Below are 22994 nucleotides of genomic sequence, written 5' to 3'. Positions count from 1 at the left end.
CGGCATGCGGTGGACGGCACGGCACGGCGGCACCGGCCGCCTCCTCGCGGCAGGGCTGGCGCTCGCCGTGGCCCTCGCGGCGACGGTGCTGGGGCCGCCGGCGGGTGCGCTTGCGGCGCCGGTGACGGTCACCAACGGCACCCAGTTCACCGACACCACCGGCGCGGTGGTGCACGCCCACGGCGGCGGCGTGCTCAAGGTCGGCGACTACTACTACTGGTTCGGCGAGAACCGCAACCCGGACAACACGTTCCGGGCGGTCTCCGTCTACCGCTCGACGGATCTGCGCACCTGGGAGTTCCGCAACAACGTGCTCACCCAGTCGTCGGCCGCCGAACTGCGGGTCGCCAACATCGAGCGTCCGAAGGTCGTCTACAACGCCGGCACCGGCCGGTTCGTGATGTGGATGCACAAGGAGAACGGGTCGGACTACAACGAGGCGCGGGCCGCCGTCGCCTCGTCGGCCACTGTGGACGGCAACTACACCTACCACGGCAGCTTCCGCCCGCTCGGGCAGCACATGTCCCGCGACATCACGCTCTACGACGACAACGGCACCGCGTACATGATCTCGGCCGCCGACGACAACTACGACCTGCACATCTACCGGCTCACCTCGGACTACCTGAACGTCGCCGCTCTGGTGGGCAACTTCTGGGACGGCGCGCACCGGGAGGCGCCGGCGATGTTCAAGCGGGGCAGCACCTACTTCCTGCTGACCTCGGGGGCGACGGGCTGGAGCCCGAACCAGGCCCGGTACGCCACCGCGCCGAGCATCTCGGGACCGTGGAGCGGCTGGACCGACGTGGGCAACGGCACCACGTTCAACTCCCAGCCGGCCTTCGTGCTGCCGATCCAGGGCACGTCCGGCACCGGCTACCTCTATCTGGGTGACCGGTGGGCGGGTGCCTGGGGCGGCCCGGCCAACGACTCCCAGTACGTGTGGCTGCCGATCAGCTTCCCGACCGCCACCAGCATGAGCCTGACCTGGTATCCGTCCGTCACAGTCGACACGGCGGCGGGCACCGTCACCGGCAACTCGCCCACGTACCACCGCGTCACGGCCCGGCACAGCGGCCGGGTGCTCGACGTGATCAACGGTTCCACCGCCAACAACGCCGAGGTCAAGCAGTGGAGCTGGAACGGCGGCGGCAACCAGCGGTGGGAGTTCCAGGACGCCGGCGGCGGCTGGTTCCGCCTCGTCAACGCCGCGAGCGGCAAGTGCCTCGACGTCGCGAACGCGTCCACCGCCGACGGCGCCAACATCATCCAGTACACCTGCGGCAGCGGCGCCAATCAGCAGTGGCAGTGGGCCGCGCTGGGCGGCTGGTTCCAGCTGCGGGCCCGGCACAGCGGGAAGTGCCTGGACGTGGTGAACGCCGGCACCGGCGACGGCGCGGACGTCCAGCAGTACACCTGCGGTGCGGGCACCAACCAGCAGTGGTCACGCACCGTGTCCTGACCGGCGACGATCTCCGCACGCTCCGATGCCGGTCGTCGGAGCGTGCGGAGCGGGCCGCGGGTGTCGATTTCGGCACACCTGGGTACTTCCTGCGTGTCATGCGCGGCCTCCGCGCCTGGATCAGGAGGTGCCATCGTGAAGATCCTGTCCCGCCGGAACTCCCCGGCGACCGATACCAACGGCGACGGCGTGGTCGACGAGCGCGACCGGACCGCCGAGCAGCCGGCCGACCGGCCGGTGGTCACCGACCGCGACGAGGAGCGGACCACGTACCGCAGCGCCGCCACGGCGACCGACGACGAGCGCGCCCGGGACGCGGCGGCCGACCGGGAGGCGCGCGACCCCGGCGCGGCGACGGCGACCGACGGCCGGACGGCGGCCACGACGACCGGTGGCCGGAACGCGACGGCCGTGGACGAGCCGGACGCGGAGGCGCGGCGAAGGGCTGCGGACCGGGGCGCGGCGGCGCGCGCGGTCACCGGCCGGCGGGCCGACGCCGACACGCGGACCGCTCCGGTGACCGACGCGCGGACCGTCGGCGCGACGCCCGCCGCCGAGCGCACCGTCGACCTGGACCGCGACGGCCGCCCGGACCGCACCGACCTCGACCGCGACGGCCGCACCGACCTGGACCGGGACGGCCGGCCCGACGGTACGGACGCCGACCGCGACGGCCGGGTGGACCGGCCGGAGCCCTACACCACCAAGCGTCCCCGGGCCAGCCTGCTCGCCACGCTCGGCCTGATCGTCTCGGTGGTCGGGGCGTTGTTCGTGCTCTCCGGCACGCTCGCCGGGTACGGCATCGGCGTCGGCGCGGCCGGTGCCGTGCTGGCCGTGCTGGGCCTGATCGCCACCCGCCGCCGGCACGTGGCGGGCAAGACCGACGCGCTCATCGGCATCGCGGTCGGCCTGGCCGCCGTGGTGCTCGGCATCGTGGCGATGACCGGCCAGTTCGACTGGCCCACCACCGACGGCGACTGGGTGGGCCGGTTCCGCGAGTGGCTTGACTCACAGTTTGGCAACTGGTTCTGACGGGCACTGTCCCGATCGCCGACGCGGGGCGTCGGCAGCCTGATCAGCTCCGGTGGTTCACCGGCCGGGCAACACCTCTTTCGGGGGCGGCGGTTCGCCGCCCCCGAAGTGTGTCCGGCGTCGACGCAATGATCGCTCACCGCTGACCGATTCAACGCAACGATTCGCTGCTCAACGCAACTTCTCGCGGTGGATGTCGTCTACCCGGGCCGCATAACGTTGGACCACGGCGCCAGCCCGTGGGCCGACCGTGGCCGGGCGCGCCCGACACTGGGAGCACGACATGACGATGGACGCCATCCGCCAGCGCTTTCTGATGTGCCGGCCGACGTACTTCGCCGTCGACTACGCGATCAACCCGTGGATGGACCCCACCGCCCCGGTCGACGCCGACCTGGCGGTCCGGCAGTGGGAGCAGCTTCGGCGCACGTACCTCGACCTGGGCCACGAGGTCGACCTGATCGAGCCGGTCGCCGGCCTGCCGGACATGGTCTTCGCCGCGAACGGCGGCACCGTGATCGACGGCAAGGCCATGGCGGTGCAGTTCCGCGACCCGCAGCGCGCCGACGAGGCGCCCGCGTACCGGGCCTGGTTCGAGGGCGCCGGCTTCGAGATGTACGACCCGAAGCACGTCAACGAGGGCGAGGGCGACGTCCTGCTGGCCGGCGACCACCTGCTCGCCGGCACCGGGTTCCGCACCGCGCACGCGTCGCACGCGCAGCTCCAGGAGGTCTTCGGCTACCCGGTGATCACCATGCAGCTCGTGGACCCCCGCTTCTACCACCTGGACACCGCGCTGACGGTGCTCGACGAGCGCACCGTGGCGTACCTGCCGGAGGCGTTCTCCCCCGGCAGCCGGGCGGTGCTGCGCCGGCTGTTCCCGGACGCGATCCACGCCACCATGGCCGACGCCGAGGTGCTGGGCCTGAACGCGGTGAGCGACGGGCGGCACGTGGTGCTGCCCGCGCAGGCCACCGACCTGGCCGCGAAGCTGCGCGACCGGGGCTACGAGACCATCGGGATCGACCTGTCCGAGCTGCGCAAGGCCGGCGGCGGACCGAAGTGCTGCACGTTGCGACTCCGTCAGGGAAAGGCGAGCAAGTGATCATCGACGACATGCTGCGGACTCCGTCCGCGGTCCGGGACGCGGAGCGTCACACGGCGCACAACTACCACCCGCTGCCCGTGGTGATCTCGTCGGCGGAGGGCGCCTGGCTGACCGACGTGGACGGCCGCCGCTACCTGGACTGCCTGGCGGGATACTCGGCGCTGAACTTCGGCCACCGGCACCCGAAGCTGATCGAGGCCGCGCACGCGCAGCTCGACCGGCTCACGCTGACCAGCCGCGCGTTCATCCACGACCAGTTCGCCGACTTCTGCCGCGAGCTGGCCGCGCTGTGCGGCAAGGACCTGGTGCTGCCGATGAACACCGGCGCCGAGGCGGTCGAGACCGGCATCAAGGTCGCCCGCAAGTGGGGCTACCAGGTCAAGGGCGTCACGCCGGGCCAGGCCAACATCGTGGTGGCGGAGGGCAACTTCCACGGCCGTACGACCACGATCGTCAGCTTCTCCACCGACGAGGACGCGCGCGCCGACTTCGGGCCGTACACCCCGGGTTTCACAGTGGTCCCCTACGGCGACCTGGACGCGCTCACCGCGGCGATCGACGAGAACACGGTGGCCGTGCTGCTGGAGCCGATCCAGGGTGAGCAGGGCGTCGTGGTGCCGCCGGAGGGCTACCTGCCGGGCGTGCGCCGGGTCTGCACCGAGCGCAACGTGCTGTTCGTCGCCGACGAGATCCAGTCGGGCCTGGGGCGTACCGGCGCGACGTTCGCCTGCGAGCACGAGGGCGTCGAGCCGGACATGTACCTGCTGGGCAAGGCGCTCGGCGGCGGCATCGTGCCGGTGTCGGCGGTGGCCGCGAACCGCGACGTGCTGGGTGTGCTCCAGCCGGGTCAGCACGGCTCGACGTTCGGCGGCAACCCGTTGGCCTGCGCGGTCGCGACCGAGGTGGTCCGGCTGCTCGCCACCGGCGAGTTCCAGCGCCGTTCGGCCGAACTGGGCGAGCGGCTGCACGCCGGGCTGCGCGGCCTGATCGGCAAGGGCCTGGTGGCGGTACGCGGTCGCGGGCTGTGGGCCGGGCTGGACATCGACCCGGCGCTGATGACCGGCCGGCAGGCGTGCGAGCGGCTGATGGAGCGGGGCGTGCTCGCCAAGGACACGCACGGCTCGACCATCCGGCTCGCCCCGCCGCTGGTGATCACCGCCGACGAGATCGACCACGCGGTGGCGCAGCTCGCCGCCGTGCTGGCCGGCTGAGGCCGTACGCGACGAGGCTCACTCCGTACGCGAGAAGGCGCCGGGACCGCGACGGTCCCGGCGCCTTCGCACGTGCGGTCAGGGACGCGGCAGCCGCATCGCCATGGTCGGCGCCTCGGCCATCACCGAGTTCGGGGCGTACTTCGCGTCGCTGCTCATGTCGTCGGCGCGGCCCACCTGCACGCCCGGGTACAGCTCGATCAGGTCCCCCTCGGCGAGCACCCGGGACTGCTGCGGCGCCAGCGCGAGCCGCTCCTGTTCGGCCATCGAGCCACCCGGGCGCACGCCGGAGCCGTTGGTGCTGGTGTCGGTGACCACCACCTCGCCCACCCGCAACTCCAGGCGGATGTGGCTGCGGCTGATCCAGCGCCGGGCCTCGTCGTTGAGCCACTGGCCCAGCGTCACCCCGCCCGGTCCGTCCGGCGCCCGGCCGACCGCCACCGGCTCGGTCTCGGTGAGCGCGAACCGCTTGCGGACCAGCCCGCCGATGCGCACGGCGAGCACAGCGGTACGCGGGCGCGGGCCGGCGTCGGAGAGCCGCGCGCCGTGCCGGGGGCAGGTCGGCGCGCCGGTACGCAACGTGGGCGGCGGCTGCTCGGCCGGCACCCGGTCCACGGCGGCCAGGTCGGCGAACGCTCCGCCGCCGCCGCCGCCGCCGAACAGCGCGCAGCCCGGCTCGGGGCAGCGCCACTTCCGGGAGAGCACCTTGACCCCGGCCGGCGATCGGCTGCCGGTGGCCGGGTCCTGGCCGCCGCCGACGTGCGCGATGAAGACCGGCCCGCCGGCGCCGGGCACCGGGGCGAGCACCCGGCCCGCCTGCCCGATCCACGGGTACCGCCCGACGAGCCCGTCCAGCCGCGCCCGGGTGAGCACCGGAAGGCCGAGCAGGTCGGCCACCTCCAGCATCCGGTCACCGGGCTGGTCGAGCACCTCCACCAGGCCGTCGTCGGCCCACCGGCGCACCACCATCCGCTCGTTGGAGGTCAGGTCGGCGTCGGACAGCAGCGCCCGGTGCACGATCGCGTAGACCGGGACGCTGTCCTCGCCGATCTGCCGGGACAGCGCGTCGATCACCATGCCGAGCCGCAGCAGGCTGGCCGGACGGCCGCCGTCCAGGTTCTGCCAGCGGATGACCTCGGCCAGGTCGACCACGGCCCGGGCCAGCGACGGGTCGGTGCAGACCCGACCCTCGATGGCGTCGAGCACCTTGCTGATCTCGAATCTCATGCCGCAGCTCCGCACGATGTCGTCCCGTGACGCGGCCGGGGCCGGTCGGCCCGCCGCGCCGCGCGCCACCACCGTGGCGCGCCCTCCACCATGCGACGACCCTACCGGCCACCCCCGCCGGCGGCCTCGCGGCGCACTCCGGAAAAGGGGCGCACGCCACCCGGCGGGTGCCGTTACATTGATCGTCCGGCCCCGGTGGGGGCCCTTTTTGCGGAGGAACATCACTGATGACGAAACGACGGCTGGCGACCACGGGGGTCGCGCTCGTCGCGGTGCTCGGCCTCGGTCTGACCGGGTGCGGCGACCGGACCGGAGCGGACGCGCCAGCCGAACGGGCCGCCGCTACGGGCTCCGCGAGCCCCGCGACGACGCCGCGTGACGAACTGACCGCCGCCATCGAGAAGCTCAACGAGCAGACGCTGCGGGTCAAGCTGGACTCGGCCATGCTCAGCGCGCACGGTGTGACCGATCCGCGGGCCCGCACCATGCAGACCACCCTGACGATGGCCGCGTTCGGTGAGGTGCGCATGCTGGTCATCGGCGCCGACACCTGGGTCAAGTTCGACGGCGAGCTGGGCGAGCAGTTCGGCGGTTCCCGGAAGTGGCTGCGTATGGACACCGGCAACGGCGTGATGCCGGTGGACGACCCGGGCGGGGTGAAGAAGCTGCTCGCGGCAGTGGTCGATGTCCGCCGGTCAGGCGACCGCTCGTACGCCGGGACGCTCGACTACACGCGCAGCGGCGCCAACGGGAAGGCGCTCATGGCGGCGGGCGACAAGGCGAAGGCCCTGCCGTTCACCGCGACGGTGGACGAGCAGGGGCACCTCAGCACCTTCACGATGGACATGACGCCCATCGACGCGTCGCTCGGCCAGATGTCGGTCACCTACTCCGAGTTCGGCACGCCGGTGCGGCTGAGCCCGCCCGCGCCCAGCGCGGCGGAGGAGGCGCCGGCGGCGGTCGCCGCGGCCTTCTCGGGCACCCGGTCCTGACCTGACGCCGGGCGGAGGCGCCCCCACTCGCCCCCGCCCGGCCCGCCCGGCTCAGGCCGCGCGCAGCGGCCGGCCCACGTCGTGCAGGTGCGCCAGAGCCTGCCGGTACGACTCGAACAGCCCGGTCTCCGCGTACGGGACGCCCTGCTCGGCGCAGTACGCCATGACGAGCGGCCGGGCCCGGCGCAGGTTGGCGCGCGGCATGTTCGGGAACAGGTGGTGCTCGATCTGGTAGTTGAGCCCGCCCAGCGCCAGGTCGACGAACCGGCCGCCGCGGACGTTGCGCGAGGTCAGCACCTGCTTGCGCAGGTAGTCCAGCTCGTCGTCGTCGGCGGTGGGCATCGGCATGCCCTTGTGGTTCGGGGCGAACGAGCAGCCCATGTAGAGCCCCCAGAGCCCCTGGTGCACGGCGACGAACAGCAGCACCTTGGCCGGGGACATGACCGCGAACAGCAGACCGAGGTAGCCGGCGGCGTGCGCGGCGAGCAGCAGCGCCTCCACCGCCCGGTGCCGCATCGGCACCCGCCACCGTCCGTCCGGCTCCCGGCCGACCAGTGCCTGCACGCTCGCCACGTGCAGCGCCAGCCCTTCCAGCAGGAGCAGCGGGAAGAACAGCCACGCCTGGCGCCGGGCCATCCACCGGCTCAGACCACGCGTCGCCGTGGCCTGCTCGTACGTCCAGACCAGCGCGCCCGCGCCGACGTCCGGATCCTCGTCGGTGTGGTTCGGGTTGGCGTGGTGCCGATTGTGCTTGTCCACCCACCAGCCGTAGCTGAGCCCGACCGCCAGGTTGCCGGCGACCAGTCCGGCCGCCTCGCTCGGCCCGCGCCGGCGGAACATCTGCCGGTGCCCGGCGTCGTGGCCGAGGAACGCCACCTGCGTGGTGGCCACCGCCATCACCACCGCCAGCGGCACCTGCCACCACGAGTCGCCGACGAGCGCCACCACGACCCAGCCGGCCACGAACGCGCCGAGCGTGAGCGCGATCCGCAGCGCGTAGCGGCCGGGTCGTCGCTCGAACAGCCCCGCCTCGGCGATCCGGCGGGACAGCCGCGCGTAGTCGCTGCCCCGCCGGGCCGCGGGTTCCGTCGACGTGGATGTAGTCATGTCGCCCCCGATGCCCACGAGCCACGCCCTCGCACGCGACTCTCCGTCACCGATTCTGGCGATGATCGTCGCCGTGGGTAATCCCGCAGACCCCCGGCTACGGGGTGGTGCTGTCCCTACCCCTGCGGGCCGGAGCGGCGAAAACGATCTTCGTCACATCGCCGCGAACCCTGCCGCCGGTGGGCGCACCCCCTCTGACCAGCTAATCTGTACGTAAGGATGAGGGCCATTCATCCGAACGGTCAGCCGTGCCGGGCGCACGGACATCGACAGACGGGAGACAGCGCGGTGCGTGGATTGACAGACAAGGTGGTGTTGGTGACGGGCGGCGGCTTCAGCCCGGACCAGGTCGGCTCCGGACTCGGCATGTCCATGTGCGTCGAACTGGCCGCCGAGGGCGCGAAGGTGGTCGTCTCCGACCTCTCCCTGGAGCGCGCCGAGGCGACAGTCACGCGCGTCAGGGAAGCCGGCGGCGACGCGGTGGCGGTGGCGGCCGACGTCACCGACGAGGACTCGGTACGCGCCATGGTGAGCGCCGCCCTCGACGCGTACGGGCGCATCGACGTGCTGGTGAACAACGCCGGCGTGTTCGGCGCGTACGTGCCGCTGCTGGAGATCGAGAACGACCAGTGGGACCGCGTCATGGAAGTCGACCTGAAGGGCGTCTTCCTCGCCACGAAGGCCACGCTGCCGCACATGCTGGAGCGCGGCAAGGGTGTCGTGATCAACGTGTCGTCGGCGTCCGGCGTGGTCGCCAGCGAGGTCGGCGCGGAGTACACCACCGCCAAGCACGGCGTCATCGGGCTCACCAAGCAGATCGCCTACGACTACGGCCACCAGGGCATCCGCGCGGTCGGCATCGGTCCCGGCGTGATCAAGACCGCCGCCTTCGAGGGCGCGGAGATCACCAGCGACTTCCCGTTCTACGACCTGACCATGCAGGCGCCCGCCGGCCGGTACGGCGAGCCGCACGAGATCGCCCGGGCGGTCTGCTTCCTCGCCAGCGACGACGCGTCCTTCATCCACGGCCACACCATCCCGGTCGACGGTGGTTCGCCGATCAGGTGAGACGCACCGGTGCCATCCGAGCCCGGTTCCCGGTCGCGGACGCCGGGTGGCGTCTCGTTCAGACGCCACCCGGCCCGCGAGCCACCGCGAACTCTCCTGCTACGCGCTATCCGTCGAAGCTGGACAACGCCCTGTTCGCAGCCTCCACCACTGCCGGCCAACCAGGTGCCCGCAGATAGGCTCGTCAGGAAGCTCGGTGCCACACTCGTGGAAGAGCGAATCGAGCGCCTGGGCCAATCCCCGCAGTGCATCAGCTTCCTCCTGAGATCTCAGGTATATGCCGATCGCTGCGTCCGGATCCTCCAGGACCTGCGTGTCGCCGTAAAAAATGTGGATGCGATGGGTGAACTCGTCGTATCCGCCGGGCGGCAGTTCCCTTCGAACCCATGCCGACCACTGATGAGCCGGGTCTGCCAGGGCTTTGACGGCCCGAACCATCTCGTTCCTCAAGTCGGGGAACCGGACCTCACTCATGGCTGGCTCCACGGCCACCGGCCTCGCCCTTCGATGAGAGGGATATGGGCGTTCGTAGGACAGGCGAGCGCGGTCGATCGGCCGCCGCTTGCCCGCGCGGGCAAGCGGCGGGACGGCCTGCCGAAAACAGACCACCCCGCCGCGACAAAGCCCTATTTCGTTACTTCATCTGCCTGAGCCCTGAGTCGCTCCGCGTGTTCGTCCCAGTCAGGGCCGAATGAGAGTAGATCCGCCGCCGCCTCGCGCAAGAGCTGAGGATCGTCCGGTCTCTGGAGACAAGCAAGACGGTACGCCAAGTTGCGAGCCCATGGGGCCAGCGCCATCCAGTCGTCCTCGAGCACCTTCCGCAACATCGCTATTATCTCGTCACTCGTCGCAAAGGTCACCCGCTCGATGTACTCGCGCGCCGCGACAGGCATACGCTGAGCATCGGCATCATCAGTAGCCCGGATCAAGTTTTCGGCAATGTCGATCAGATCGGGAACCGCCATCTCTTCCCTCACCAACTATTGTTCCAGTAAGTAGCTACCCGGAAGGCGCCGTCCGGTGATTGGGACACCCGGTAGCCGATCTTGGCCCCGCCTACGTCGACATTCCGCTGCAGGGGCCCCGCGAAACCTGGCGACCCCGCCCTCGGCACAGCACCGCCCTCCGACTTGAACTTGTAAACGTCCCCGACGATAGCGGACTCGATCTGGTCGGGCGTCAAGGTCGTTGTCCGAAGGTCGTTCTTCACTCCCCCCGGGCCGGTGTGCGCACGGTTGAACCCGTGGCCGGTATTGAAGTGCCACTGGTCATTACCGACCATGGCGGATCGCCGAAGGTCCGGGCCGGATCCCTTTGACGTGTACGGGCCGACCTGGGGCCCGCTCGCTCCCCGTGAACTCGTGCCGGCTTTCCCCGCGTCGGCTCCTCCGGTACGTGCACCACCCTTGGCCACGTCGCTCGCGCCCGCTCCCCCGGCGCCCTTGGCCCCGCCGGCCCCACGACCGCCGGCCGCGATGCTGAAGGCGTCGAACAGCAGGTGACCGGCCGCCCTGCCGGGATGCCCCGACTTCACGTCGTTGGTCAGCCCGTCCGCCCAGTCCTGGACGGCCTGGCCCGGGTTGCTGAACGTCTTCTTCGCGGCGTCGCCGCGGGCCTTGCCACGGCTCTTGGCCGCCTCGCTGGTGTCCTTGTCGACCAGCGGGTTGCCGCCGACCGCGGTGTCGTAACCGACCTGCGCGATGGTCTCGGCAGCCCCCTTGACGTCCGAGCTGATCGCCGAGGCGGCGTCCTTGACGAAGTCACCGACCTCGTCGGCGGCATCCGAGAGCCAGTTGTGACCGTCCAGCTCCACATTGCTGATCGGGTTGCCGCCGGCGAACGCGTACCGGTTGCCGGTGTACGGATCGACGGCCAGCCCCAGGTCGTCCAGCGCGCCGTTGTACGAGTCCCGGGACAGGAACTGGTTGATCCCCGGGTCGTAGTCGCGGAAGCCCATGTCGTAGTCGCCCGTGGACTGGTCGAACCGCTTGGACTGGAATCGGTAGGAGTTGTAAGGCACCTTGTCCGGGTTCTCCGGGTTGCCCGCGTCCGGCTTGTCCACTCCGGTGAACTGACCGGCGTCGTTCTTGCCGTACGCGGTGTAGCCGTAGGTGGCCCGGCCGTCGCCCTTGTCGTCGGTGATCTGCCCGATGTCGGAGGACCCGTCGTAACCGGCGTACGAGTCCTCCTGGGTGTTGTCGGTGTTGGTCTTGACCTGGGACAGCAGATCGCCGCCCGGGCCCCGCTGGTAGGACTTGACTACCTTGGTGCCCTCCAGCTCGGCGGAGATGTCACCGGTCAGCCCGAGGTACGCGTACGTGGTCGTCTTGCCGCCGTAGGTGCGGGTCGTCTGCCGGTCCAGCGGGTCGTACGTGTAGGTGGTGGTCTTGCCGCCCGGGTTCTTGGTGTTGCTGACGACGTGGTCGAAGCCGTCGTAGGTGTAGCTCTCCACGGTGGTGCCGGCCGCGGTGACCGTCTTGAGCCGGCCGTACGGGTCGTAGGCGTAGCTCGCCGAGATGCCGCTGGCGGTGTCCTTGGCCGTCGTCAGCCGGTTCTTGTCGTAGGTGAACTCGGTGGGGATCCCTCCGACGGTCTGGGTGACCACGTTGCTGTTGGCGTCGTGCACGTAGCTCTCGGTGCCGGCGCCGCTGCCGGTCTTGGTCACCGACCGGATGCGGTCCTGCGGGTCGTAGGCGAAGGTGCTCGTGGTGTCGAGGTACGCGGTGCGGTTGTCCGCGTTCTGCTTGTGCGACACGTCCTTCGACTTCTGCCCGTTGGCCGTGTACTCGTAGGTGTGCTGGTTGACCACCGCGCCGCCGGACTTCTTCTCCACCTGGCTCTGCATCGAGCCGTTGAGGAAGTAGTCGGTCGTGACGACGTTGCCGTTGCCCTTGGTCTCCGTCGCCGTCTGCCCGCGCTTGGTATAGCTGTAGCGGGTGTGCTTGGGCTTCGGGTCGGTCGGCGACGTCATGTTCTTGATCTCGGTGGCCAGGTCCCGTTCGGCCTCGTACGTGTACTCCGAGATCTGCGTGTCGTGGGTGCGCTTCTTGAGCAGGTCGTTCGGTTCGTACGCGAACGTCGTGGTGTTCTTGACCGTCGTACCGTTCTTCTCCTCCACGCTGGCGACGCGGTTGAGCGGGTCGTAGGACACGGCGTAGTTGTCGACGGCAGCCCCGGTGCTGGTGTCCAGCATCTTGACGAGGTTGGCGTTGACGTCGTACTCGTAGGCGAAGTTCTTACTGGGTGTGCCGGAGCCGGCGCCGTTGTCGGTCTGGCTCTTCTTCTTGCCGTCGGGGAAGTACGTCCAGCTCATCTGGCGCGGCGTGCCGCTGGCACCGGCGACCGACCGCGACGTCTGTGCACCGTTGTCGTCATAGCCGTAGCTGGTGGTGATGTTCCAGCCGACGTCCTTCGAGGTGCGGATCCAGCCGTTGTCGAAGAACGTCTGCACGGTGTCGTTGCGGGTCGACTGCCCGTTCGACGGTGGGGCGGAGATGCGCTCGAGGTTGCCCACCGCGTCGTAGCTGTACGTGGTGACCGGCGGCGTGGTGAACCGCACGTCGTCCCGGTCGTACGGCTGCTGCACCTCACGGACCCGGTTCAACGCGTCGTAGAGCGTGACGGTCGCGAAGTCGTCGGGGTCGTCGGTGGTGTCCACCCCCCGCGGGCTGACCTGCCGGGTGAGGTTGCCGACCTCGTCGTACTCGTACTTGGTGGTGCGATGGGTGATCGCGCCGTTGACCGACTGGTACGGCACCTTCTCCTCGGTCAGCGCCGACCGCTCGTCGTACGTCATCAACGCCCGGTTGCCGTCCTGGTCGATCGAGACGGTCGGGTTGCCGTCCCGGTCGTACTCGACGCCTGTGGTGTTGCCCTTGGCGTCGACGGTCGTCTTGATCCGGTGGTTGAGGTCGTAGAGGAACTGGGCGGTCCAGTCGTTGGTCTGCGGGGTCGCGTTCTTACGCTGGTCGGTCTGCTGCCTGACGTTGCCGGCCAGGTCGTACTCGATGCTGACCCGGCCGGTGAGCGCGTCGGTGGCCTCGGTCGGCCGGTTCAGCTCGTCGTAGACGTAGACGGTCGTGTAGTCCGTGATGTCGGCCGGAGTCAGCATGCCCTTCGGCTCGGTCACCTTGATGACGTTGCCGACCTGGTCGTACTCGTACTTGGTGGTCGGCGCGTCGGCGGTCGCCGTGTCCTTCGGAGTGGTGACAGTGCTCGGCCGGTCCAGCGCGTCGTAGACGGCGGTGGTCACCGCCCCGGTGGGCGTGGTCTGCTGGGTGACGTTGTCGTTCTTGTCGTAGACCGGCGCCGGGGTGGTGATGTAGACGCCGCTCGCTGCGTCCTTCGGTACCCGCTGGGTCAGCGGCCGAGCAAGGCTGTCGTACGTGTAGGTCGCGGTGCGCTGGTTCGGGTCGGTGACGGTGAGCACGCTGCCGACCGACGAATAGGTGTACGTCGTGACCTTGGTCAGCGCGTCGGTAATCGTTTTCGGGTAGCCGACCGGGTCGTAGTCGGCGTAGCGGGTGACGTGGTCGTTGGCGTCCGTCGCCGTGGTCATCCGCCCGGCCGCGTCGTACGTGTAGCTCGACGTGTAGTCACCGGCGGTCGCCGTGGCGGTGCCCTTCGGATCGGTCACCGAGGTGAGGTTGCCGACCGCGTCGTAGCCGAAGTTCCAGTGCCGGCCCTCGGGCGAGTACTTGTCGGTCAGCTCGGCGGTGTGCCCGGACAGCCCGTACCGGTAGTCCATCCGCAGACCGGCGGTGTTGTTTTTGTTGGCCTCCGGATCCTTGATCTCCAGCGGGTAGCCGGTCACCTGGTCGAACCGCCATGTGCTGACCGCGCCGCCGGCCTCCTCCAGCCGGGTGACGTTGTTGTCGGCGTCCCAACCGAGGATGGTCGCCTGGTTCTTGGCGTTGGTGATCCGGGTGGCCCGCCCGAAGCCGTCGATCATGCTCTCGGTGGCCCGCCCCTTGGCGTCGGTCACCGTGGTGATCACCGCGTTGCTGGCGCCGCCGTCCGGGTCCTGGTAGTCGACGTAGGTGGTCTTGTTCAGCCGATCGGTGACGGTGGCCACCTTGCCTTGGAGGAAGGCGTCGCCGGCATCGTTGTAGGCGACCTTCGTGCTGGCGGCACGCGGGTCGGTGATCCGGTTCAGGCGAGCGTTCTGCGGGCCCTGCGACTCGTCGTACGCGAAGCCGAACACCTTGGCCTCGGCCGTGCCGGAGCCGTCCGTCACCTCCCGCAGCAGACCGCCGTCGCTGTACACGAAGGACAGGGTCCGCCCGCTGACGTCCGTGATCGACTTGACCTGATCGATGATGCGCGCGTTCTGCAGGTTCGTCAGTGACTGCTTCGTGCCGTTGACGAACGCGGTGTAGCTGTCACCGGCGGCGTAGTAGTCCAGGCTCAGCGTCCGCCGATTGTCCGGGTCGGTCAGGTAGCGCAGGACCGCGGTGTTGCGGTTGCCGACCTGCATCCGTTCGTAGGTGAACAGGAGCTGGTTGCCGTTTCGGTCCCGTACGGCGCTCTGGTAGCCCTGCTCGTCGAAGACGAACTGGCTGCGGTCCGGCCGGGTCATCGTCCACGCCTGGCTGGTGTCACCGCTGTTGGTGCGTTGCAGGTAGAGGTGGACCCCGGCGGGCTGCACGTACCGCCAGTCGGCCGGATTGCCGCTGCTGTGCTTGTCGAGGTTGAACAGATGGGTGGTGCCGTCCCCGTCGGTCATCGCCACCTGCTGCGGCCAGGTCACGTCGCCGCCGCGGAACTGCAGCGGCGAACCGAGCCGGACCGTGCTCGACGTCGACAGCGACCAGCCCTGCCCCGTCGACGAGGTGGACGTGTCCTGACTGTTGTAGGTCAGCCGCACGAAGGTCGACACCCCGCGGCTCGGGTTGGACAGCGGGTTGTAGCCGACGACCGCGTTGCCGGAGAACTGGTTGACCATCAGCGAGGCGCCGGATCCGGCACTGCCGCCTGTGTACTGGTAGAACTTCTCCAGCCCGAGCTGGTCGGAGGTCGGGTCCTCCACGGCCACCGACTGGTCCAGGGGGTCGATCTGGGCGGTCTGCGACAACCACTGGTTCGTGGTCTTGTTCCGCAGCTCCCACTTCAGCACGTACGGCTCCCGGCGGTCACCGTCGCTGCCGGACATCGGCGCCTTCACCGTGCCGGTGACGGTAACCACGCCACCGGGCGCCTGCGCGGACGGCAGCGGGGTCTCGATCGGGTCCGCGCTCACCGCGGTGCCGTCCTGCCGGGTCCACCGGTACGACAGCACCCAGTCCGACGGCGACCACACCGCCGACGTGGTGTTCGTGACGGTGACCGGCACCAGGTACTGGTCGCCCGGGACCATCCGTCCCGGGGTGGTCGGCGCGTAGTAGGTGCGGTCGCTGGTCGGCGCGGTGAAGATGACCCGGAGCCGGGGACGCAGCGACGGCTCGGCCGCCTCGGCGGAGAGGAACAGCATCCGCTGCTCCGCGCCGGCCTCGTCGGCCTGCCGGATCAGGACGCCCTTGTTCGTGGCGGCGTCGTCAATCCAGCGTTGCACCAGCGGCCCGGCCTCCCAGTTCGTCCATCCCGGATCCCCGTTCAGGGAGCCGACCGTGGACCGGACCGTCGACTCGGCGTCACCGCCCGGCGTGGTCCAGGCGGTGCCGGTCTGGGCGCTGTTCCACGTCGAGGTGGTCTCGCTGAAGTCGCGGGTCAGCCCGCGTAGCTGGAACTGCTGCTGGCCGACGCCCGTACCCTCGCTGTACCAGCCCCAGAGCCCGACCTGGGCGTTGATCACCTTGGTCTTGGCGGGCAGGCCCGTGACGTTGGGGAACTTCAGCACGGCGCGGCTGGTGCCGTAGATCGAGCCCTTGTTGCCGACCTGAAGTTCGCCGCCGGCATCCAGCGTGTCCCAGTTGTTGTTGGGCTTGGCGCTGGTCAGCGTGTTGTCGTCGGCGCCGGTGAAGAACTTGATCACCTGGCCGGCCTTGGGGAGCCGGACCATCTGGGTCTGCGCCGGTAGCACCGTGCCGTCACGCAGCCGGGCCGCGACCATGTAGAAGTAGGCGTCACCGAACTGGCCGGACGAGTTCGCCGGGGTCGGCGTCGCGTGCGTGTCGGCGTAGCTGGTGCGACCCGGCCGTACCGGCGCGACGAGCGTGGCCGCGCTCGGCATGAAGTTCTGCGTCCGGCTGGCGTGCACCTGGTATTCGAGCAGGTCGTCGTCGGGCGACGAGGACGGGTCGGCGTAGGTCGACCAGGACAGGTCGGCGCCCGTCGCCCGCACCGTGGTGACCGGGTTCAGGGCCACCCCGGGACGCCCCCAGGTGAGCACCAGCTTCGGGCCGTGGTCGTCCTCACCGCCGTAGGAGAAGTCGCCGGACTCGTAGCGCGGGCCGCCGTTCTTGTTCGACTCGTCCTTGCCCTTGACCATGAAGCCGTGGTTGGTCGCGGGGTCCCCCAGCCAGCCCTGCACGATCGAGCGGACGCTGTAGCTGTGCCAGGCGTTCGTCTGGTGCGCCGGCTTCGTCACCTCGGCGCGCTTGACGAAGCGCACCCCGTCGGCCACCACCGTCTTGCCGGCCACGTCGCCGAGGACCACCTTGTGGGTGGTGCCGGCCTTGAACGCGTACGAGCCGATCGACACCCACGCGCCGTTGCCGGAGCCGGTGGTCTGGTTGACCGTCTTCACCACCGACCCGCCGTCGTAGTGGACGGTGTACGGCGCGTTCGTCGCCCGGTTGCTGCCCGGCACGTAGTGCACGAACACCTCGTACTGGCCGGTCTCGGTGAGCCGGGGCACCCAGGTGAACGTCTGTCCCGTGGTGGCGTCGGCGTTGTAGCGGTAGGCGCCGTTGAGCGCCTGGGTGCGGTCGGTGCCGGTGGCTCCGGCCCACTCACCGCTCGCGCTGACCTTCGCGGCGTCCGCCTCGTCGATCTGCTCGCGGTTCTCGCCCACCTCGGCGAACTTGCCGCCCATGCTGTCCCACGTCGCGGTGCTCTCGTTCCACGCCGCCGTCACCCGGCGCGCCTCGAACGCCATCGAGTAGTCGTCGGCGCCGCCGTGGGTCTGGTCGAAGTACATCTCGAGCTGCGCCGAGTCCAGCACCGTGTTCGCCGGGACCTTCGACAGGTCGAACTTCGTCAACGACCGGAAGGTGCCGCCGCTGGAGGCACCGGCGGACAGCCGCCAGGTGCTGTCGAAGTTCTCTGCCGGGCCGCCGGAGGCGAGCATGACGTCCTGCGCTTGGCCGAGCGTCGGCTGGATCTTGATGGTCGGGTCGATGACCACCGGGTACTTCCGGTCCGGGCTGCGCAGCCAGGCACCGTCGGCGCTCACCGTCACCACGGTGCGGCCGCCCTGCTGCTCGATGCGCTGCGTGACCTGGTAGCTGACCCGCTTGCCGACCACCGAGCCCGGGTCGTCGGCGCTGTCGTACATGTACGGCCGCGGCATCGTGAACAGCGGCGGACCCTCGCGGTCGGTCGCGTAGAACGACACCGAGCCGTCGGCGTGCGCGACCGGCCGCACCTTCTGCGTGTCCAGGGTGAACGAGTACGTCGCCGGTCCCCTCGGCGGAGCCGCCAGCACGATCTGTTCCTTGACCGCCGAGCGGGTCACCTCGTAAACGAGGTCGGCGCCGCCGACCGCACCCCGGTAGCTGACCCGCGTACCGCTCGCGGTCGGCCGCAGCTCACGCCGGTCCCCGGCGAGCCCGAGCGTCAGTCCGTGCGTGCCGGTGGAGTAGGACAGCACCCGGTCGCTGCGGTCACCGAACCGGGTGACGAACGCGTTGCGGGTGGCGGCGTACGGATATCCCGCCGTGGTGCCGGCCGCGATCGTGGGCCGGATGTCCTGCCAGCGGCCGTTCCCGTCCCGGTAGTGCACCGGCTCGCGGCTGACCTCGGCCTGCGTCCGGCCGTCGGCGAGTCGGAAGACCTTGCCGGTGGCGGTACGACGGTCCGTGAGTTCGCGGACCCGCCGGGGCGCGGGTAACGGGGCGGCGGGCACCGGCCGGGCCACCGCCGGCAGCACCTTGCCCGGGCCAGGTGGGGTCGCCGGCAGGTCCCGGCCCTTCACCGCGGGCGGGCGGAGCACCGTGCCGGGGCGCGGTTCCGGCTTCACCTGGCTCGGCGGCCGGGCCTGTGCCGGGGCGCCGGAAACGACCAGGACGGCACCGATCACCGCCGCGAGCAGACGGCGGGCATGACGTTGACGCATGCGTTGTCCTCCATGCGGAGCGCGCGAAAAGGGCGTGACGAATCCCGGCACGTGACGTGCCGTTCGTACTGCCGCGAAGGAGAATCCGCGCACGCGCATGCGTGTGCCGACACCGCGACCAAGCTCTGTGAGCGAGTCGGTTCAGCGCCCCCCGTGGGTGCCGGAAGGAATCTAACAACCTTCGATGTTGCGGAGCAATAATTGCCGTCGATCAATTTTGGCGCAACGAAGCCCTCTCACCACAGTGGGTGAGAGGGCTTCGCCGGTCGGCTCAACCGAGCCGGGCGACGGCGTCGCGCAGCCGGACCACGTCGCGCCGGCGCCGCTCGTAGGTGGCGGCCAACCCGATCAGCAGCAGCCCGCCGAGGCCCAGGAAGATCCAGCGCGGCAGCAGGTCCCAGCCCCGGGCCAGCTCGTGCAGCGCCAGCGGCACCAGCGTGGCCGCACCCAGCACCACCGGCGCCTGCCAGCGCCGGGCCGCCCCGGCGAACACCACTGCCACTGCCGCCGCGCCGAGCGCCAGCCGCCGCCACGGCTGCGGCTCACCGAGGACCAGCACCGACACCAGGCTCGGCAGCAACGCCGCGCCGAGCCCGGGGCCGAGCGCCAGCCAGCTGGTCAGCCCGGGCCGGTGCCGCAGCGCCAGCACCCCGGCGCCCAGGGCGAGCGCCGCCGCCGGCAGCGTGTACGCCTCCAGCACGACCACCCCGCGCGCGGCGAGCACCAGCCAGCCGCCGACCAGCTCGCTGCCCGCGGCCACCGCCGCCAGCGCGCGACGCCCGGCCGGCGACTCGCCCCGGCGCAGCACCCGGACCGCGACGGCCACGCCCCACAGCACGCAGACCGCCGCCGCGTGCCGCAACGAGCCGCCCGCGAGCAGCAGCGCGAGCAGCGCCACGGCCTGCGCCGACGCCTCCAGCGCCCACGCGCCGGCCCGCCCTGCGCCGGCGCCGTCCGGGCCGCCCGACCGGACCACGCGCAGCAGTGGCGCCGCGTGCAGCGTCACGGCCGCAACGGCGAGGACCGCGAAGGCTCCGGTACGCAGCGGCTGCCCGGCCGTGAGCGACGCGACGACAGCGAACCCGGTCGCCGCCGTGACGGCGCCCAGCCACCCCACGATCCGGACCACGGCCGGCCGTCCGGCCACCCCGGTCACCGCACCGGCCACCACCAGCACACCGAGCGCGGCGAGCGTCGCGGCGCGGGTGGCGAGCAGGCCGCCGAACCCGGGAACGGCCAGCACCACGCCCAGCGGCACGAGCACCGCCCGGTGCGCACCGGTGAGCGCGGCGGCCAGCAGGGCGGCCAGCCCGATCCCGAACGCCACAGCCGGCACCACCGGCCACGGCGCCCCGGCCGCCTCCGCCAGCACGGGCAGCGCCACCGCGCCGAACGGCGACGCGGCGAGCCACCACGCGACGCGGCGATCCGTCGCGGCGTACGTCCCGGCGGCGGCACCCAGGAGCAGCAGCACCAGCCCGGCGCGGGCGGTCTCGGCGGACGCCGTCGCGGCGGCGGGCACCCCGGCCCCGGGCCGCACCGGCAGGTTCGCGAGCACCAGCAGCGCGGTCCACGCGCCGGCCAGCAGAGCCAGTCCGGCAAGCGCGGCACCCACCGCGCGCGGCGCGGCCGCCGGCCGGGAGCCGGCACCGGCGGCGAGCGCCAGCAGCACCCCCACCGCGGCGTACAGCGCCACCGGTTCCCCGCCCGGCGCGACGAGCGGCCCGAGGCCGACCCCGGCGAGCGCCACGGCGAGCCCCGTCGAGGCGTACCCGCTCAGGTCGGTCCACGGGCGACGGACGGCGAGGACGACGACCACCGGCACCACGACGGCGGCGGTCGCACCGCGCAGCTGCCACCAGGCCGGCGCGCCGAGGCCGAGCAGCGCGACCGCCACGCCCGCCGGTACGGCGAGCAACGCCACCGCGAGCGCGACGCCGCCGACGACCGGCTGCGCGTCCTGTCCGCGCCGGCCCAGCGTGGCGAGCGCCGCGCCGAGCACCACCGTGACGGCGAGCACGGCGACGGCACCGGCCGGGGCGGCGCAGCCGACCAGCAGCGCGTGCCCGAGCAGCACCGCCCCGGCCGACGCCGCGGCCGGCACGACGACCCGTCCCCCGCGCGGCCGGACCACCGCCGCCAGCAGCAGCGCGGTGGCCGCCGCGAGGTCCACGACCAGCACCAGCGGCCACGGCGTCGCCGTCACGGCCGGCACCGCGAGGGCGACCAGCCCGGCGGCCGCCACGCCGGCGAGCGGCCGGACGGCCCGGGGCGTCAGCAGCGCGACCGCCCCGGCGGTCAGCAGCAGGGCCACCGGAAGCTGCCAGCTCCAGGACGGCACCGGCACGTCCCGGCCGCCCTGCCAGGCCGGGAAGCCGGCACTCGCGGTGGCCGCGCCGACCACGCCGGTGAGCACGACCGCGACCTGGCCCAGCGCGGCGGCCACCGCGAGCGCGCCCACGAGCGGGCCGGTCCGGACCGGCTCCGGCAGTGCCCGGACCGCACCGGCGAGCACCGCCACCACCACGCCGGCGGCGAGCAGCAGCAGACCGGGACGCAGCTCGCCGACCGGCCGGACCAACGCGACCGCGAGCACCGGCGCCAGCAGCCCGCCGGCCGTCGCGCGCCAGAGGCGGCCACCGGCGGCGAGCGCGCCGGCGACCACTGCCAGCGCCACCACCAGCAGCGGACCGCCGGCCAGCAATGGGGTGCCCGCCGCGCGGCCGAGCGCCAGCGGCACCAGCGCGCAGCCGGCCGCCAGGACCAGCGCCACGCCGTGCCCGGTCCAGCCCAGCACCCGCCCGGCCACCAGCGCCGCGCGCGTGCCGGAGGTACGGCGGCGCAGCGCGACCACCACCGCGAGGTCGCCGAGCGCCACGGCGGTCAGCACCAGCGCCCAGCCGGCGGCAGTCGGCCGGAACGCCGCAGCGGCCAGCGGCAGCACCGGCTGCGCGAGCAGCCACGCCGCGAACCAGGGCGCGGTGAGGCGGCTGACCAGGGCGTACCCGGCCCCCACCGCCGCACCGACGGCCGTCACCAGCGCCGCGTACCGGCTGCCGGGCAGGCCGGTCACCCCGAACAGGTCCACCGACCAGGCGGCGTACCCGTCCAGGACCACCAGGAGCAGCGCCACCGAGGCGAGCGTCTCGGCGGTGCCGCGCAGCCCGCGCGCCCGGGCGACGAGCGGCGCGACCAGGGCGAGCGCGGTGACGGCCAGCAGGATCAGCGCCCGGCCGGCCACCCCGAACGTGGCCCACGCGACGGCGGTGAACACCACGGCGGCGGTGCCGAGCAGCAGTCCACCGAGGACGAACAGCAGGCCCTGGACCGCGCGGGTGGAGGTCTCCGCACCGCCGGGGCGTACCGCGGGGGTGGGTGGAACCGGAACCGGACGCGGCGGCGTCGGTGCCGGCAGCGGCGCGGGACCGGCGGCGCGCGGCGCGGGGATCTCCTGGCGGATCCGGGTGGCCAGCGCCGCCCGCCGCTGCCGGGCCGTGACCAGCCGGCCGGACAGATCCTGGTACGCGAGCCGGGCCGCCTCGACGCGCGGCGCCAGCTCGGTGATCTCCCGGTCCAGCCGGACCACCTCGGCGGCGGGCGGGTAGGGCGGACGGCCGCAGGTGCGGCATCCGGCGACGAGGTCGGCCGGGGCGCCGCAACCGGGGCAGGGGTAGCCGGTGTTCTCCACCCCGCCAGCTTCGTCAGCGGCGGGGCGGACGGACAGAGTAGGAGTACCTAGGGCCGGGTCTGCTCGTGTACCCAGGTCGTGTACGCGGGGTTGCCGCTGTCCTCCCGGCTGACCAGGATCTCCGGCACCTCGTACGGGTGGTTGGCCCGGAGCTGGTCGACCAGGGCGTCGACCCGGTCCGGTGCGGTCTTGAACCGTACCTGCCACTCGGCGGTGGTCTGGATCGCCGACTGCCACCAGTAGGTGCTGTCCACCGGGCCGCCGACCTGGGCGCAGGCCGCGAGCCGGCCGGCGACGGCCGCGGCCGCCAGCACGTCCGCCACCCCGCGGGCGTCCACCACAGTCGTCACCACGCAGATCTGGTCCACCAGCGCACCCTACGCGGCGGACCTGGCACCGCGCTGAACACGCGCGGCGATTCCGCTCAGGCGTCGTCGGCCGCGCCGTTGCGGTTGGCCGCGATCCAGGTGTCGATGCGGGCCCACCAGTCGAACAGCCAGTCGATGCGTTCCTGCTCGCCGGCCGGGACCTCCTCCGGCGGCACCGACCAGAACCGCATCACGATCCGCTTGTCCATCGGCAGCTCGCGCCACACGTCCGCGACGGTGAGCATCTGGTCCAGGCCGGTGTGCGCCACGAAGATCACCCCGGCGTCCGGCGCGGCGTCGAGCGCGGCGAGCAGCCCGCCCGGCTGCGGGGCGAGCACGTGCTGCATCCGCTCGGCCCGCCGCGCCATCCGTTCCAGGCCGAGCGACCGCAGCCGGTCGATCGCGCGCAGCCGCCGCGACGGGGTGAAGTTGCCGCCCTCCGGGAAGATCACGAAGGCGTCGTCGTCGTCCAGGCCGGTGGCCAGGTGCGCGATCTGCCGCACCACCGACCCCCGCC

The 22994-nt window shown here is 71.8% G+C and carries 13 protein-coding genes and 1 pseudogene; 6 read left to right on the top strand and 8 right to left on the bottom strand.

Annotated elements, in window-relative coordinates; translation table 11 throughout:
• The first annotated feature begins 4 nt into the window (after positions 1-4).
• The 4 genes from EAD96_RS08135 (at position 5) to rocD (ending at position 4813) form a co-directional block, all read left to right on the top strand.
• Positions 5-1462: an RICIN domain-containing protein gene (locus EAD96_RS08135; protein WP_121683829.1), complete on the top strand. Its 1458-nt coding sequence runs from the start codon at positions 5-7 to the stop codon at positions 1460-1462.
• A 135-nt stretch (positions 1463-1597) separates the two neighbouring features.
• The gene (locus EAD96_RS08130; RefSeq protein WP_121683801.1) at positions 1598-2494 is read left to right on the top strand and encodes a DUF4190 domain-containing protein; all 897 of its coding nucleotides are present in this window, start codon (positions 1598-1600) and stop codon (positions 2492-2494) included.
• 289 nt (positions 2495-2783) lie between these two features.
• Entirely contained in the window at positions 2784-3599 is an 816-nt protein-coding gene (ddaH, locus tag EAD96_RS08125; RefSeq protein ID WP_199733097.1) for a dimethylargininase, read from the top strand.
• A complete protein-coding gene (gene rocD / locus EAD96_RS08120) occupies positions 3599-4813 on the top strand; it encodes an ornithine--oxo-acid transaminase (protein ID WP_199733096.1) in 1215 nt (404 codons plus the stop codon). The genes ddaH and rocD overlap by 1 nt, the downstream gene beginning before the upstream one ends.
• Positions 4814-4891: 78 nt before the next feature.
• Here rocD and EAD96_RS08115 read toward each other — a convergent pair whose 3' ends face one another.
• Positions 4892-6040 (bottom strand): FHA domain-containing protein, encoded by a 1149-nt coding sequence (locus tag EAD96_RS08115; protein ID WP_121683827.1) that lies wholly within the window; start codon positions 6038-6040, stop codon positions 4892-4894.
• A 227-nt stretch (positions 6041-6267) separates the two neighbouring features.
• Here EAD96_RS08115 and EAD96_RS08110 point away from each other — a divergent pair, with 227 nt between their 5' ends.
• Complete coding sequence (locus EAD96_RS08110) at positions 6268-7032, top strand: hypothetical protein (protein ID WP_121683800.1); 765 nt, start codon at positions 6268-6270, stop codon at positions 7030-7032.
• Between the two features lie 51 nt (positions 7033-7083).
• Here the strand turns inward: EAD96_RS08110 and EAD96_RS08105 are convergent, their stop codons facing one another.
• On the bottom strand, positions 7084-8139 hold the full coding sequence (locus tag EAD96_RS08105; protein ID WP_121683826.1) for an acyl-CoA desaturase: 1056 nt from the start codon (positions 8137-8139) through the stop codon (positions 7084-7086).
• Between the two features lie 288 nt (positions 8140-8427).
• Between EAD96_RS08105 and EAD96_RS08100 the strand changes: the two genes are divergently transcribed.
• The gene (locus EAD96_RS08100) at positions 8428-9207 is read left to right on the top strand and encodes an SDR family NAD(P)-dependent oxidoreductase (RefSeq protein ID WP_120573308.1); all 780 of its coding nucleotides are present in this window, start codon (positions 8428-8430) and stop codon (positions 9205-9207) included.
• Positions 9208-9306: 99 nt separating this feature from the next.
• Here EAD96_RS08100 and EAD96_RS08095 read toward each other — a convergent pair whose 3' ends face one another.
• The 6 genes and pseudogenes from EAD96_RS08095 to EAD96_RS08070 form a co-directional block, all read right to left on the bottom strand.
• Entirely contained in the window at positions 9307-9681 is a 375-nt protein-coding gene (locus tag EAD96_RS08095; RefSeq protein WP_233585537.1) for a hypothetical protein, read from the bottom strand.
• 152 nt (positions 9682-9833) lie between these two features.
• Positions 9834-10184 (bottom strand): hypothetical protein, encoded by a 351-nt coding sequence (locus EAD96_RS08090; RefSeq protein WP_233585535.1) that lies wholly within the window; start codon positions 10182-10184, stop codon positions 9834-9836.
• The gene (locus tag EAD96_RS08085; protein ID WP_158614780.1) at positions 10181-18421 is read right to left on the bottom strand and encodes a DNRLRE domain-containing protein; all 8241 of its coding nucleotides are present in this window, start codon (positions 18419-18421) and stop codon (positions 10181-10183) included. The genes EAD96_RS08090 and EAD96_RS08085 overlap by 4 nt, the downstream gene beginning before the upstream one ends.
• A 271-nt stretch (positions 18422-18692) precedes the next feature.
• Complete coding sequence (locus EAD96_RS08080; RefSeq protein WP_121683798.1) at positions 18693-22109, bottom strand: SCO7613 C-terminal domain-containing membrane protein; 3417 nt, start codon at positions 22107-22109, stop codon at positions 18693-18695.
• A 47-nt stretch (positions 22110-22156) separates the two neighbouring features.
• On the bottom strand, positions 22157-22477 hold the full coding sequence (gene cutA, locus EAD96_RS08075; protein WP_104114519.1) for a divalent-cation tolerance protein CutA: 321 nt from the start codon (positions 22475-22477) through the stop codon (positions 22157-22159).
• Between the two features lie 56 nt (positions 22478-22533).
• Positions 22534-22994, bottom strand: a pseudogene (locus EAD96_RS08070) (1-acyl-sn-glycerol-3-phosphate acyltransferase); the annotation flags it as partial.

Origin of the sequence: Micromonospora sp. BL1 (assembly GCF_003667485.1) — a bacterium.
In the GTDB taxonomy this organism is placed as follows: domain Bacteria; phylum Actinomycetota; class Actinomycetes; order Mycobacteriales; family Micromonosporaceae; genus Micromonospora; species Micromonospora tulbaghiae.
The sequence above is the reverse complement of the archived record's forward strand: the minus strand, read 5'-3'. Positions and strand labels throughout refer to the sequence as shown.

Bases quoted from the DNA above. Each gene is read 5' to 3' on its own strand.
- EAD96_RS08135 (WP_121683829.1), top strand. From the start codon at position 5: ATGCGGTGGACGGCACGGCACGGCGGCACCGGCCGCCTCCTCGCGGCA.
- ddaH (WP_199733097.1), top strand. From the start codon at position 2,784: ATGGACGCCATCCGCCAGCGCTTTCTGATGTGCCGGCCGACGTACTTC.
- EAD96_RS08115 (WP_121683827.1), bottom strand. From the start codon at position 6,040: ATGAGATTCGAGATCAGCAAGGTGCTCGACGCCATCGAGGGTCGGGTC.
- EAD96_RS08110 (WP_121683800.1), top strand. From the start codon at position 6,268: ATGACGAAACGACGGCTGGCGACCACGGGGGTCGCGCTCGTCGCGGTG.
- EAD96_RS08105 (WP_121683826.1), bottom strand. From the start codon at position 8,139: ATGACTACATCCACGTCGACGGAACCCGCGGCCCGGCGGGGCAGCGAC.
- EAD96_RS08095 (WP_233585537.1), bottom strand. From the start codon at position 9,681: ATGAGTGAGGTCCGGTTCCCCGACTTGAGGAACGAGATGGTTCGGGCC.
- EAD96_RS08085 (WP_158614780.1), bottom strand. From the start codon at position 18,421: ATGCGTCAACGTCATGCCCGCCGTCTGCTCGCGGCGGTGATCGGTGCC.